We start from the raw sequence: 13,993 nt of genomic DNA, 5'->3' as shown, positions 1-13,993 counted from the left end.
ATCCTCGCGCCGCGACGGCCGCCCACCGAAGCCCGTCGGTCCGCTGAGCGGTCCGCGGACCTTACCGGCGACGGGCGCCGTGCGTAGCGTGCGGCCCCAGGGAGCCACCCGGGAGGTATCGCTTGGAAGCCGTGGCCGCAGCCATCGACCTCGCTGAACGGCGCGCTCGCGCCCTCATCGGCCGGGTCGAGCACCGATCGCTCGGGGTCGTACGGGCCGCCGAGGCCGCGGAGTTCGCGAGGGCCGCCGGCGAGACCTCGCCGCGCCTGGTCGACCCGGATGACGCCGGTTTCGTCGTCCACCCGATGTACGTCGTCAGTCTGCTGCGCGGCGCGCCGGGCCCCGACGACGAGGAGTTCCGCCCGGACGGGATGTACCGCGACGAGGTCCCGGGCACCGACGGACTGGACGTCTCCCTGATGGCCGGCGGCCAGGACGTGCGCTGGCTCGCCGACGTACGGCCCGGCGACCGGATCGAGGTACGGCGCACGCTCACGGCGGTCGAACGCAAGGGACGCGGCACCGGATTCCTGCTGCTGACCGTCGAGAAGACCTACGGCACGGCGGAGCGCGGCGCTCTCGCCGAGGTCACGGAGAGGTTCATCGTCCGTTGACAGATCACCAGACTCCAGCGCGGAACCCCGGGGCTCCCACGCGCGGCGATCACGCCGTTCCGTCGACCGGCGACCCCGAACCGCATCGGCCACCGACGCCCGACGCGGAGATCGCTCCCGTACGGGCGGCGCCCGACGCGGTGCGGCTGTTGCGGTTCGGCGCGGTCACCCGGAACGCGCACCGTATCCACTACGACGCGGAGTTCGCGCGTGCCGAGGGGCTGGACGGCCCTGTCGTGATGGCGCAGTTGCACGGTTGCCTCCTCCACCGGGCCGCGACCGCGTTCGCCGGCGGCGATCCCGGCGCCGTCCGCGCGCTCGGGTGGCAGAACCGCGCGCCCGCCCGTCCCGGTGACCGTCTCGTCGTCACCGGCACCGTATGCGCGGTCGACGACGCGACCGGTGAGGTCACGCTCGACCTGGAGGAACGGCTCGAGGACGGCACCGTCTGCTGCCGCGGACACGCCGTCGTGGCCCCACCGTCATGAACGCCCATGTGCTGCCCCTGCCGCCATGAACGCCCGTGTGCCGCCCCCGCCGCCATGAACGCCCCGCCCACCGACCCTGCCGGGGTCACGCCTCGGCGAGGAGCCGCGCCACGCCTGACCGGCTGAAGATCTCCCGGGACGCCAGAGCGATCGCGCCGACGATTCCCGCGTCGCTGCCGAGCCGGCTCGGGATGATGATGAGCTTGCGCGTCGCCAGCGGCAACGCCTGTTCGTACACCGCGGCGCGGACCCCGGACAGGATCTCGTCCTGGAGCTCGGTCAGCGGTCCGCCCAGCACCAGCATGCGCGGGTTGATCGTGTGTACGAGCATCGCCACGACCTCGCCGATGTTCGCGGCCGCCTGGCGGATGCGGTGCAGGGCCCGGGTGTCGCTGTCGGCCACCAGCCGGGCCAGCTCGCGCGAGGCGTGCAACCGGTCGTCGACCGAGGAGGAGTCGATGCCGAGGTCCGTGAGCACCGCGCGGTAGCTCGCCACGGCCTCCAGGCAGCCGGTCTTGCCGCACCGGCAGACGACGTCGCTTCGCGTGGAGGCGCGGATATGCCCGATGTCGCCGGCCGCGCCGTCGGCGCCGCGGTGCACCGAGCCGTCCGCCGTCACGATGCCGGCTCCGATGCCCGAGGCGACCTTGATGACCAGGAGCGGCGTGTCGGCCATCTCCTGGGTCGCCTCCCCCAGGGCCATCAGGTTCACGTCGTTGTCGACGGTGACCGGGGCGCCGAACTGCTGGCGCAGGTGGTCCCCGACGGGGTAGCCGTCCCAGCCGGGCATGATCGGCGGGCGTACCGCGCACCCTCGGTGGAAGTCGACCGGCGCCGGAAGTCCGGCGACGACGTGGCGTACCGGAACCGAGTCGTGGCCGTGCTCGGTGAGCATCGAGCGCAGCCGCGCCGTCACGGCGGCCAGCAGCTCCTCCGGGCCGCCTTCGACGGGCAGGTTGACGATCTCGCGGGCGACTACGGTGCCGCTGAGGTCGGCGATCGCGAGCTGGGTCGCCGCGACGTCCACGTCCGCCACCGCGATGATGCCGGCGCGCGGGCTGATGGCCAGCGCCCGGGGCGGCCGGCCGCGCACCGACTGGTTCGACTCGGTCTCCTCGACGAGCCCGCGGTCGATCAGGGCGTCCACCTGCTGGCTGACGGTCGACCGGGCGAGACCGGTGAGGCGCGCGATCGATGCACGGCTCGTCGCCTCGCCGGAGGCGATCATGCAGAGCACCTTGTGCAGCGCGATCGCCACAGGACCCGAAGCCTCATCTGCGGCGGCGTTCACCCCTTTTTGCATGCGATCAAACTAAAGACGGCATCTTGTGGCTGTCAATGCACTCAATCATGCTCATAAAACCCGAAAAGTCTCCCGCCTGGAGGTCTGAACGTGGCGCACCCGCGCATTCAAGCGGTCATCATCGGCGCCGGCATGATCGGTTCGGTCCATGCGGCTGCCGTCCGCAGCGTCGGCGCCACCGTACGCGGCGTCGTCGGCTCCACCCCGAGCCGCTCCGCCGCGCTGGCAGGCGAATGGGACGTTCCCGTGAGCTATCCGGACCTCGACGCCGTACTCGCCGACGACGCCGTGGACGTGGTGCACATCTGCACGCCGAACTCGTTGCACGCCGGCCAGGCAGCGGCGGCGCTGCGGGCCGGCAAGCACGTCATCTGCGAGAAGCCGATCGCGACGTCGCTCGCCGACGCGCAGTGGCTCGCCTCGGTCGCCGCGGAGACGGACCGGACGCTGGCCGTGCCGTTCGTGTACCGCTATCACCCGCTGGTCCGTGAGATCCGGGCGCGCCGGTTGAACGGAGAGTTCGGCGCCTGGCAGCTCCTGCACGGCAGCTACCTGCAGGACTGGATGCTGGACACCGCCACCGCGAACTGGCGCGTCGACGCCGTGAGCGGTGGGCCGTCACGCGCCTTCGCCGACATCGGTTCGCACTGGTGCGACCTCGTCGAGTGGGTGGCCGGAGTGCGGTTCCACGAGGTGACGGCACGGCTCGGCATCACCAGACCCGAACGCCCCGCGGGCAGCGGCGCGACCTTCGGCGCGCGCGGCGAGGCGAACGGAGCTGCCGGTCTGCGGCCGGTCACGACCGAGGACGTCGCCACGATCCTGCTGCGGACCGCGGACGGAGTCCTGGGCTCGCTCACGGTGTCGCAGGTCTCCGCCGGCCGCAAGAACCGGCTCTGGTTCGAACTCGACGGCGAGCACGGCAGCGCCGTATTCGACCAGGAGAACGCGGAGTCGGTGTGGCTCGGCGACGCCGGGGGCGCCCGGCTCGTCGTGCGGGACCCGAACCAGGGATCGGCCGAGCAGCGCCGCCTGGCCACCCTGCCGGCGGGGCACGCGCAGGGCTACGCCGACTGCTTCCGCGCGTTCGTCGACGACGCCTACGCGGCCATGGCCGGCGCGACCCGAGGGGCTTCCGACCGCCGCGGACGGCGTCCGCTCCGCGCGGCTGGTCGACGCGGTGCTCCGGGCCGATGCCGACCTCACGTGGACCTCGGTGGAACCATCGGCCATAAAGGACACAAAGGAGCTAACCGTATGAAACTGGGCATGCTGACCGCCTGCCTCCCCCAGCTGACCCTCGAGGAGATCGCCGCCTGGGCCGCCGGCGCGGGATACGAGGCCCTGGAAGTGGCGTGCTGGCCGGACACCGGCGGACGCGACTTCGAGGCGGCGCACCTCCCGGTGGCGAATCTCGGTCCCGAGGACGTCGAACGCACCCACAAGTGCTTCGCCGAGCACCGGCTCACCCTGTCCGCGCTGGCGTACTACGAGAACAACCTGCATCCGGACCCCGCGCGACGCTCGGAGATCCGGACCCACCTCACCCGTACGATCGACGCCGCCGCCGCGCTCGGCGTGCCGTACGTCGGGACGTTCGTCGGCCGCGACTGGACGAAACCCGTACGGGAGAACCTCGCCGAGGCCGAGCCGATCTTCCGTGAGCTCGTCGACTACGCGGGCGAGCGCGACGTAAAGATCATCATCGAGAACTGCGTGATGGAGGGGTGGCACCCCGACGGGTACCCCGGCAACCTCGCGTACTCGCCGGAGCTGTGGGAGTGGATGTTCTCGCTCGGGCTCTACCTCAACTGGGATCCGTCGCATCTCGTCTGGATCGGCGTCGACCCGGTCACGACGATCGCGCCGTACGCCGAGCGCATCGTGCACGCCCAGGCCAAGGACATCCAGCTCGACGCCGCCGCGGTGAACCGGTACGGGTTCTTCGGCAAGGCCGTGGACCGGCCGAACCCCTGGGACGTCGGGTGGTGGCGGTACCGGGTGCCCGGCCGCGGCCAGGTCGACTGGGACGCGGTGGTCGACGCGCTCTACGAGCACGGCTTCACCGGAACGCTGTCGGTCGAGCACGAGGACCCCGTCTGGGGCGGCGACGTGACCCGCGTCAAGCAGGGCCTCTCGATCGCGCACCGCACCCTGCGCCCGCTCATCGTCGCCTGATCGGCCGACGGCACTCCAGATCACCAAGGAAGGGAAGACACGTGGCGACACCGCCCCAGCACCACCGCATCGGGATCCTCGGGTGCGGCAACATCTTCGACCGCTATGTCACCGGCATGGCCCGCTACCCCGAACTCGAGATCGTCCGCGTCGCCGACGTCGACGCCGCCAGGGCCGAGCAGGCCGCCGGACGGCACGGAATCCCGGCGTGGGGGAACGACGACGACCTCTACGCCGACGGCTCGGTCGACATCGTGGTGAACCTGACCCCGCCGGCGTACCACGCGACCACGATCATCCGGGCGCTCGACTCCGGCCACCACGTCTACGTCGAGAAGCCGATCGCGACCACCGTCGCCGACGCGAGGAAGGTCATGGCGGCGGCCGACGCCAGTGGGCGCCTCCTCGGTTCCGCTCCGGACACCTTCCTCGGCAGCGCGTGCCAGACCGCGCGCAGGGCGCTCGACGACGGGCTGATCGGCGAGCCCGTCGGCGCCTCGGCGTTCATCCGGCACAGCAGGGCCGAGAAGTGGCATCCGGACCCGCGGTTCCTCTTCCAGGCGGGCGGCGGCCCGGTGCTGGACATGGGCCCGTACTACGTCGCCGCCCTGGTGAACCTGCTCGGCCCGGTCCGGTCCGTGGCGGGAGCCTCCCGCATCGGCGCTCCGACGCGTACGGTGACCGCTCCGGACCGGGCCGTGGACTCCATCGACGTCGAGGTGGCGACCCATGCCTCGGCCGTCCTCGGCTTCGACTCCGGGGTCGTCGGCACGACGCTGATGAGCTTCGACGTCTGGGACACCAACCTGCCCGAGATGGAGATCTACGGCACCGCCGGGACGCTCTCGCTTCCGGCTCCGCACCACTTCGACGGCGACGTCCGGGTGAAGCGGCACGGCGACGCGGACTGGTCCGTCCTCCCGCCGGTCGTGGAGCTGTTCGGCGCCGTCGGCACGAAGGAGCAGGCGCGTCGCGGCCTGGGCGTCCGGGACCTGGCCGACGCGATCGAGGGCGGCCCGCACCGCGCGACCGCCGCGTTCGCCTTCCATGTGCTCGAGGTGCTGTCCGCGATCGACGGGCCGGCGCAGGGCACCCGGATGGAGAGCACGTGCGAGCGTCCGGCCGGTCGTTTCGAGGAGTGACCGATCCCACCGGGCGGATCCGTGATCGGCCGGTCACGGTCGAGGAGCTCCTCCCGTGACCGGCCGATCATGATCCGAGGCGGGTCACCGGCGTCCGCCGGTGGCCCCTCCGGTCACATCGATCACGACCTTGCCGGACGCGTGGCCGGACTCCACGAGCGCGAGCGCGTCGCCCGCCTCGGCGAAGGGGAACACCCGGTGGACATACGGGTTCAGCCTGCCGGCGGCCACGAGTCCGGCCAGGGCCGACAGCGTCGCCGTGTCACCCACACGCGTCAGCGGGCGCGCGCCGAACTGCCCGCGCGTCTCCTCGTCGGCCACGGTGAGCACGCGGGTCCGGGCGGTGATGACGCCGGCGACGCCGTGGAGCGCGTCGCCGCCGACCAGGTCGAGAACGGCGTCGGCGCCCGCCGGAAGCAGATCCTTCAGGTGGCGCGCGACGTCGCCGCGGTCGTAGGCGACCGGCGTGGCGCCGAGGGACTCGGCGAACGCGCGCTTCGCCTCGCTCGCGGTGCCCACGACGGCGACCCCGCTCATGACCGCCAGCTGGGCCGCGACGGTGCCGACCCCGCCGCCGACGCCGAGGATCAGCAGCTTCTCTCCTCCGGCCAGGCGAAGGTCGGCGAGGCCGTCGTGGGCGGTCCCCGCCGCGATCGGCAGCGCCGCCGCGTCGGTGGCGGAGACCCCGTCCGGCAGCCGCGCCGCCCGCTCCGCCGGCAGGAGCGCGAACTCGGCGTACCCGCCGCTCCCCCCGACCGTGCTGCTGAACACCCGGTCACCGGCGGCGAGCCCGGCGACCCCGGGCCCGGTCCGTACCACGGTGCCGGCGACCTCGCGTCCGAGGACCGCGGGCAGCCGCAGGGGCAGGAAGGTGCGATGCATACCGGCTCGGACCTTCCAGTCCACCGGATTGACGCCGGCGGCCTCGACGGTGACGAGCACCTCCCCGCGCTCCGGCTCGGGCACGGGGATGTCGAGGAATCGCTGGACGTCCGGCCCGCCGTAGTCGACGAACCCATACGCGAGAGGCATGGCCGTGGACCCTACCCTGCAGGTATCGGTCGGCACGGCGCGCCGTTCCGGTCAGTGAACCGCCGGGAGAGCGTCCGGAGATCGGCCGGAATGGCGAGGCGGGGCCCGGAGTATCGCACCGTTTATGTCGTGGAAAAAACTAAATCCGGCGGCTTGCGGCTGTCTGTGACTCGAACCATGCTCACCAGCTACATAACAACGCCGAACTTCCGGAGGGGGACACCGCCCGCCGGACGAACCCACGACCGATGTTCCGCTCAGCGGACCGGGACGGGATACGCCCGGCCGGTAGGCGACGAACCTGAAGCACAAGGACACGAGCGCGCGAACACCGGACGGCCGGCCACCGAGGCCGTACGACGCGCCTCACTCCTCCTCGCCGAGCACAGCCGCCACGTTGATCACCCCTCCCTTCGACACTTCACCGCCACCTCTCTGAACGTCCCGAGGAGTTTCGATGTCACTGACCACGTCAGCCTGGCGGCTCCGGTTCGCGGCAGGCGTCGCCGGCGCGACCGTTCTCGCGTCCGCCGCATGTAGTGCCGCCCAGCAGGGCGCCGTCGGAAAGTCCACGGCCGGAGGCGGCCCCGTCCGCGACGGCGGCACCCTCGTGGTCGGGCAGTCGAGCGACGCCGACCCGGGCTCGTTCCTCAAGACCTCGGTCGGCAACATCCTCGCGGAGTACGCGGTCTTGGAGACGCTGACCATGATCGACACGCGCACGGGGCAGCCCAAGGGCGTCCTGGCCTCGTCGTGGACGCTGGGCAAAGACGCCAAGAGCATGGACATCAAGCTCCGCGACGACGTGACCTTCCACAGCGGCCGCAAACTGACCGCGGACGACGTCATCTTCACGATCCAGAAGGTCCAGGACCCGAAGGCCGGCGCGGCGAACCAGTCGATCGCCGAGCAGATCTCCCACATGGAGAAGAAGGGCGACTACGAGCTGGCGCTCACGTTCAAGCAGCCGCTGCCGAACATCTTCGACCTGTTCGAGACGATGCCGATCCTGAACAAGGACACCTACGGCGACTACGCGGCGGGCCGGAACGTCGACGGCACCGGGCGCTTCACGTGGAAGTCGTGGACGCCGGGCGGCAAGGTCCTGCTCGAGAAGTACGCGAACTACCGCGACGCCAAGAACACCCATCTGAACGCCATCGAGCTCGACGTCATCAAGGACCCGACCGCGATGACCGCGGCGGTCCGCAGCGGGCGTGTCCAGTACGGCACCGGCATGGCGGCGCTGGACTCGAGGAGCCTGAGCAAGCAGCCGGGCTATGCCCTCGTGACGTCCGGCGGCTCGGCGATCCCGCTCGCGTTCGACGTGACCAAGCCGCCGTTCAACAACAAGGCCGTACGGCAGGCGGTCCAGTACGCGATCGACCGCGACCGCATCGTGCAGCAGGTCGAGGGCGGCCAGGCCACGGCGACCAGCCTGCGCTGGAAGCCGTCCACCGTCGGCTATGACGCCGCGCAGGCCAAGCAGTACACCTACCAGCCGGACAAGGCCAAGCAGCTGCTGGCGCAGGCGGGCGTGAAGAACACCTCGTTCGACATGGTCACGCTCAACACGCCCGAGGCCACCGGCATCTTCCAGATCGTCAAGAACAACCTGGCGGCCATCGGGCTGAACCCCAGGCCCGTGTCGCTCGCCGTGGCCGACTACGACGCGCGGGTCGCGAAGCAGGACATGGGCGCGCCCGCCTTCCTGATGCTGGCCAGCAACGGCCTGTCCCCGGCGAGCGCCGTGCTGAACCGGCCGGAGCTCCTGCCGAAGGGCAACCTCTCGCACTTCCAGGACCCGGAGTACAGCCGCCTCGTGGACGCGGTCACGAAGGCCACCACCGACACCGACAAGCAGAAGGCCCTGAAGGACTACGACGCCTACTTCAACGACCAGGCGTTCGCGGTTCCACTGATCATCCGACCCACCCTCACGGTGCGCACGGCCGCCGTGAACGGCATCACCCCGACGCAGATGGGCTTCCTCGACATCGGCCGGGCGTGGCTGTCGAAGTGACCGGACGAGAGAGCGAGCGACGGTAGGCAGACGATGATCCGGTTCCTGACCCGCAAGGTCCCGTCAGTGGTGTTCGTGCTGTTCGCCGGCTCGGTCGTCGCCTTCGCGCTGCCTCGCCTGGCGCCGGGGAACGTCGCCGTCACCCTCGCCGGTGAGAATCCCACCGCGGCGAACATCGCCGCGATCCAGCGGCAGTTGGGGCTGGACCGGCCGCTCCTGGTCCAGTACTGGGACTGGATCAGCGGGTTGTTCCGAGGGGACCTCGGCGAGTCCTATCTCCTGCACCGGAGCGTCGCGAGCGTCATCGGCGACCGTCTCGAGAGCACCGTCGAACTCGCCGTCCTGTCGACGCTGCTGGTCATCGTGATCGGAACGGTCCTGGGCGTGCTGGCCGGGTCGACCGGACGCCAATGGGCGCGGGCGACCCTCGACCTGGCCGGCAGCCTGTTCATCGCCGTACCGTCGTTCCTCATCGGCGTGCTGCTGATCCTCGTGTTCGGCGTGCTGAACCGCTGGCTGCCGGTCAGCGGCGAGGTCGGCTTCCTGCACGATCCGGCGATCGGCATCCAGTACCTCACCCTGCCGGCGTTCGCCCTGGCACTGGGACCGGCCGCGGCCGTCGCCCGTCTCCTGCAGACGGAGATGCGCGCGGCCGGGAACGAGGAGTACGTCGACCTCGCGAGGAGCAAAGGAGCGTCCGCCTCGCGGGTCACCATCCGGCACGTTCTGCGGAACAGCGTCGGCACCGCGGTCGTCGCCGTGGGCCTCCAGATCGGGAACCTGCTCGCCGGAGCGGTCGTCATCGAGGCGATCTTCAACCGCAACGGCCTCGGCCAGCTCGTCGTGTCCAGCGTGCAGGCGCGCGACTTCACCGTGCTGCAGGTGCTGATCCTCGGTGTCGTCTTCGTCGCGGTGATCTGCCAGATCCTCACCGAGATCGTCCTGGCTGCGCTGGACCCGCGGATCAAGTTGGGAGACTAGGCATGGCAGACGTTCAGCCGGCATCCGCGGCCGTGGCCGTACCGGAGGCGCGCCGGCGACTGAATCCCACCCTGGCCCGTTACCTGTCGGCGTTCCGCACGCCGAAGGGCATGACCGGGCTGGCGATCCTCCTGGTCCTGGGGCTCGCCGCGCTGCTCGCGCCCGTGCTGTTCCCCGGCGGCTACGACCGGCAGGGGCGGACCTCGCTGACCGGGATGTCGGCCGACCACATCTTCGGCGTCGACGAGTACGGGCGGGACATCTTCGTCCGCAGCGTCTACGGGCTCCGCATCGACCTGAGCCTGATCCTCACCGCGGTTCCCCTCTGCATGGTGATCGGAACGCTGCTCGGGCTGAGCGGCGCGATCTCCGAGCGGCTGGGCGCGGCCGTGCAGCGCGTGCTCGACGTGATCCTCGGCTTCCCGGGCCTGATCCTCGGGATCTGCCTCGTCGCCGTGCTCCGGCCCGGCTGGTCGGCGCTGTTCCTCACGATCCTGATCACCGGCCTGCCCAGCACCGGACGCCTCGCCCGTGGCGCGTGGCTGAGCCAGCAGAACCGGGAGTACGTCCTCGCCGCTCGCGTGCTGGGCGTGTCACGGTGGCAGTTGCTGCTGCGGCACGTCCTGCCGAACGCGATGGACGCGATCGTCGTCAACGGCGCCGTCTGGATGGTCGTCGGCGTCTACATCGAGGCCGGGCTGAGCATCGTCGGTCTCGGCGTGCAGCCGCCGACGCCCTCCCTCGGCGTCCTGCTCAACAACGGCCTGCGATTCATTACGCAATCGTCCACGTACATCGTCGGCCCGGCCCTGCTCATCCTGCTGCTCGCGGTCGGTTTCGGCCTCGTATCGGACGCGCTCAACGAGGCGGTGAACCGGCGATGACCCCCGCCAACGGCCGACTTCACGGTGGTGAACCCCCAGTGACCTCTCCCACTCGTCCCGCCGCGGCCGGACGGCCGGCGTCGCCGACGGCCGAGGACGCGCCGCTGCTCCGCGTCGAGGGCCTGCGCACCGAGTTCCGGTTGAAGGACGGCGGCGTCAAGGCCGTCAACGACGTCACCTTCGACATCCGTCCGGGCGAGGTCGTGGGCATCGTCGGCGAGTCCGGATCGGGCAAGTCGGTGACGGTGCGCTCGATCATGCGCATGCTGCGCCCACCGGGCGAGGTCGTCGCGGGCTCGGTGCGGCTGGACGGGGAGGATCTGCTCACGCTCCCCGAGAAGGAGATGAGACGCCGTCGCGGCAGCAAGGTCGCGATGGTCTTCCAGGACCCGCAGGCCGCGCTCAACCCCGTCATGACGGTCGGCGACCAGATCGTCGAGGCCATGACCGTGCACGGGGCCGGCCGGAAAGCCGCGCGCGAGCGCGCGATACGGCTCCTCGAGCAGGTCGGCATCCCCGACGTCCGGGCGAAGATCGACCAGTATCCGCACCAGTTCTCCGGGGGCATGCGCCAGCGCGTCGTCATCGCGATCGCCCTGGCCAACGACCCCACCCTGCTGATCGCGGACGAGCCGACCACCGCCCTCGACGTCACCATCCAGGCACAGATCCTGCGCCTGCTCGCCAGACTGAGCACCGAACTCGGCATCGCCATCGCGATCATCACCCATGACATGGGGGTCGTGGCCGAACTCTGCACGAAAGTCGTCGTGATGTACGGCGGCCGCACGGTGGAGAAGGGCACGGTAGAGCAGGTCTTCGAGCATCCACGGCACCCCTACACCGCTGCGCTGCTGGCGGCCATGCCCCGTCTCGACGACGACCGGCTCGGCCGGCCGCTGCCCGCGATCCCCGGCGCGCCGCCGGATCCCGCCGCACTGCCCGCCGGCTGCCCCTTCGCGCCCCGGTGCCGGTTCGCCGAGGAGGCCTGCGAGCAGGAACCGCCGGCGATGCTCCCGATCGGCGACTCCGGACAGGAAGTGGCCTGCGTCGTCGCCCATCGAGACGCCGAGACGCCCATCCGCGACCTTCCCGCGCCGGCGTCGGACGACCAGGCGACGGACACCGTGTCACCGACGGCTCCTCCGGCGGCGGAGACCGTCGTGCTCGAGGTCCGCGACCTGAGAGTCGACGTCGGGCGGCGGCGCGGGCTGCTCCGTCGCGAGTCCTCCGTGTACGCGGTCGACGGGGTGAGCCTGTCCGTGCGGGCGGGCCGTACGCTCGGGCTCGTCGGCGAGAGCGGCTGCGGCAAGTCGACCCTCTCCCGCAGCATCGTCGGAATCACCCCGGTCGCGGGCGGATCGATCCTCGTCGACGGCACCGACGTCAGCAGACTACGAGAGCAAGATCTGGCGCGGGTCCGGACGTCGGTGCAGTACCTGTTCCAGGATCCGTACGCGTCGCTGAACCCACGCCGTACCATCCGGCAGTCGCTGGCCGAGGCGCTCGCGCTCACGGGCGTGGGCGGGCGGGACCGCGAGGGGGCGGCGCGCGAGCTGATGGCGCAGGTCGGGCTGCGCGCGGAACACCTCGACCGCTACCCGCACGCGTTCTCGGGCGGCCAGCGCCAGCGGATCGGCATCGCCCGCGCCCTGGCCCGCCGGCCGCGCACGCTCATCCTCGACGAGCCGGTCTCCGCGCTGGACATGTCGATCCAGGCGCAGATCATCAACCTGCTCGGGAGGCTGCAGAACGAGCTGGGGCTCGGATACCTGTTCATCGCGCACGACCTGTCGGTCGTGCGTCACCTCAGCGACACCGTCGCCGTCATGTACCTCGGCCGGATCGTCGAGTACGGCGACGCCGCCGCGGTGTACGGCGCTCCGCAGCACCCCTACACCGCCGCACTGCTGTCGTCGTCGCCGGTTCCGACGGTCGCGGCGCGGTCGCGCGAGCGCATCGTCCTGCCCGGTGACCTGCCGAGCCCCGCCAATCCTCCGTCCGGCTGCCGGTTCCGCACCAGATGCCCGATCGGGCCGCTGGTGCACGCCGACCGGACGATCTGCGCCGAGGTCGAACCGCAGCTCACCACCACTGCCACCGGGCAGCGTGCCGCCTGCCACTTCGCCGGCGAACTCACGCCCCGGCCCTAGAGAAATCCCCTGAGAAAGGAATCACCATGTCCGACGGCTCGACCAGCGCGCGGATCGCGCTCAACCCGATCCAGTGGATGGCCAGCGCTGACGGATGGCTTGACCCGTCCCTCGCCCCCGCGCCGGAGGAGCGGCTGTCACTGATCAAACAGGCCGGGTTCGACGCCGTCATGGCCGAGGTGCCCGCCGACTGGACCGTGGAGAAATACCTGGCGGCGCTGGGCGAGGCCGGCCTGACGCTGGCGCCCGGCTACGCCGTCTGCCGCTCCGACGGCAGGGACGGCAAGGAGGACGACGTCGTCGCCAGTGCCGCCGCGATCGCCCGGCAGCACGCCGAACTCGGCATGACCGAGATCGGGCTGGGCCTCGCCATGGGCAAGGAGAAGCCACGTGTCCTGCATCCCGCGCAGGCCTTCGACGCGGACGAGTCCCGGGTCGAGGCGGTGACGAAGCTGATCGAGCGGATCTGCGACGCCATGCTCGCCGAGGGCGTACGGCCGTCGCTGCACCCGCACGTCGGCACGTGGATCGAGACCGACGAAGAGGCGCGGGCGGTCCTCGACGCCCTGCCGGCGTCCCGGCTCGGCTTCCTCCCCGACACGGGCCACCTGGCCTGGGCGGGCGCCGACGTCGGCGCGCTCATCAAGGACTACGCCGAGCGGATCCCGTTCGTGCACGTCAAGGACTGCCGGCTCAGCGTCGCCGCCGAGGGCCGCGAGAAGGACTGGGGATACCAGCAGACCGTCCTCGCCGGGCTGTGGGCCGAGCCCGGCCGTGGCGAGCTCGACCTGACCGGCATCCTGAGCAACCTGCCCGGCGCCTTCGACGGGTGGCTGATGGTCGAGGTGGACCGCCCCGACATCGCCGACCCGTACGAGAGCGCGCAGGCGTCGGCCCGGTGGATGCACGGCACGTTCTCGCCGAGCCAGAGCTGACGCGCATCGACGACGGAACCGTCTGCTGCCGAGGACACGCCGTCGTCGCCCCGCGGGCATGAACGGCGTGCGCGCCGCCACCGCCGCTGCGGCGTGATCGCCACCCGGCAGGAGTTCCGGTGAACCCCCGTTCCGCCGACATCACGCCTCGGCGAGCAGCCGTGCCTGCGATCGGCGTCCCAGCGGTGACGGCGCCGCCCGCGGGAAGACCACCCGGCGGCCGCCATCACCGCGAAGGGTGAGGGTGGGTCAGTCCTCAT

General features: G+C 71.2%; 11 protein-coding genes. 9 read left to right on the top strand and 2 right to left on the bottom strand.

From position 1 onward, the window contains the following. Positions 1–131: 131 nt before the first annotated feature. On the top strand, positions 132–614 hold the full coding sequence (locus ACYVF7_RS21030) for an FAS1-like dehydratase domain-containing protein (RefSeq protein WP_460343098.1): 483 nt from the start codon (positions 132–134) through the stop codon (positions 612–614). Beyond that, on the top strand, positions 611–1,102 hold the full coding sequence (locus ACYVF7_RS21025; protein ID WP_460343095.1) for a hotdog family protein: 492 nt from the start codon (positions 611–613) through the stop codon (positions 1,100–1,102). Before ACYVF7_RS21030 ends, ACYVF7_RS21025 begins: the two co-directional genes overlap by 4 nt. An 85-nt stretch (positions 1,103–1,187) precedes the next feature. Here the strand turns inward: ACYVF7_RS21025 and ACYVF7_RS21020 are convergent, their stop codons facing one another. After that, entirely contained in the window at positions 1,188–2,405 is a 1,218-nt protein-coding gene (locus ACYVF7_RS21020; RefSeq protein ID WP_460343092.1) for an ROK family protein, read from the bottom strand. Between the two features lie 90 nt (positions 2,406–2,495). Here ACYVF7_RS21020 and ACYVF7_RS21015 point away from each other — a divergent pair, with 90 nt between their 5' ends. Together ACYVF7_RS21015 and ACYVF7_RS21010 are read left to right on the top strand one after the other, a co-directional pair. After that, on the top strand, positions 2,496–4,583 hold the full coding sequence (locus tag ACYVF7_RS21015; RefSeq protein ID WP_460343089.1) for a TIM barrel protein: 2,088 nt from the start codon (positions 2,496–2,498) through the stop codon (positions 4,581–4,583). Between the two features lie 41 nt (positions 4,584–4,624). Beyond that, positions 4,625–5,725, top strand: a complete 1,101-nt coding sequence (locus ACYVF7_RS21010; RefSeq protein ID WP_460343086.1) for a Gfo/Idh/MocA family protein — start codon at positions 4,625–4,627, stop codon at positions 5,723–5,725. An 84-nt stretch (positions 5,726–5,809) separates the two neighbouring features. On the opposite strand, the gene ACYVF7_RS21005 is transcribed toward ACYVF7_RS21010, so the two are convergent. After that, complete coding sequence (locus ACYVF7_RS21005; RefSeq protein WP_460343083.1) at positions 5,810–6,757, bottom strand: NADP-dependent oxidoreductase; 948 nt, start codon at positions 6,755–6,757, stop codon at positions 5,810–5,812. A 457-nt stretch (positions 6,758–7,214) separates the two neighbouring features. Between ACYVF7_RS21005 and ACYVF7_RS21000 the strand changes: the two genes are divergently transcribed. From ACYVF7_RS21000 to ACYVF7_RS20980, 5 genes are read left to right on the top strand one after another with little or no spacing between them, the layout of a single operon-like run. Next, positions 7,215–8,780 (top strand): ABC transporter substrate-binding protein, encoded by a 1,566-nt coding sequence (locus ACYVF7_RS21000; protein ID WP_460343080.1) that lies wholly within the window; start codon positions 7,215–7,217, stop codon positions 8,778–8,780. A gap of 33 nt (positions 8,781–8,813) precedes the next feature. Next, the gene (locus tag ACYVF7_RS20995) at positions 8,814–9,761 is read left to right on the top strand and encodes an ABC transporter permease (RefSeq protein WP_460343077.1); all 948 of its coding nucleotides are present in this window, start codon (positions 8,814–8,816) and stop codon (positions 9,759–9,761) included. Between the two features lie 2 nt (positions 9,762–9,763). Beyond that, a complete protein-coding gene (locus ACYVF7_RS20990; RefSeq protein ID WP_460343074.1) occupies positions 9,764–10,645 on the top strand; it encodes an ABC transporter permease in 882 nt (293 codons plus the stop codon). Positions 10,646–10,683: 38 nt separating this feature from the next. Then, positions 10,684–12,798 carry a dipeptide ABC transporter ATP-binding protein gene (locus tag ACYVF7_RS20985; RefSeq protein WP_460343071.1) on the top strand — a complete coding sequence of 705 codons (2,115 nt, stop codon included), beginning with the start codon at positions 10,684–10,686 and terminating at the stop codon, positions 12,796–12,798. A 26-nt stretch (positions 12,799–12,824) separates the two neighbouring features. Further along, positions 12,825–13,733 carry a sugar phosphate isomerase/epimerase family protein gene (locus ACYVF7_RS20980; RefSeq protein ID WP_460343068.1) on the top strand — a complete coding sequence of 303 codons (909 nt, stop codon included), beginning with the start codon at positions 12,825–12,827 and terminating at the stop codon, positions 13,731–13,733. Positions 13,734–13,993 lie beyond the last annotated feature (260 nt).

The sequence above is a fragment of the Actinoallomurus acanthiterrae genome, assembly GCF_054775715.1.
Note: the sequence above shows the minus strand (reverse complement) of the source record. Positions and strands in the feature narration are given on the sequence as shown.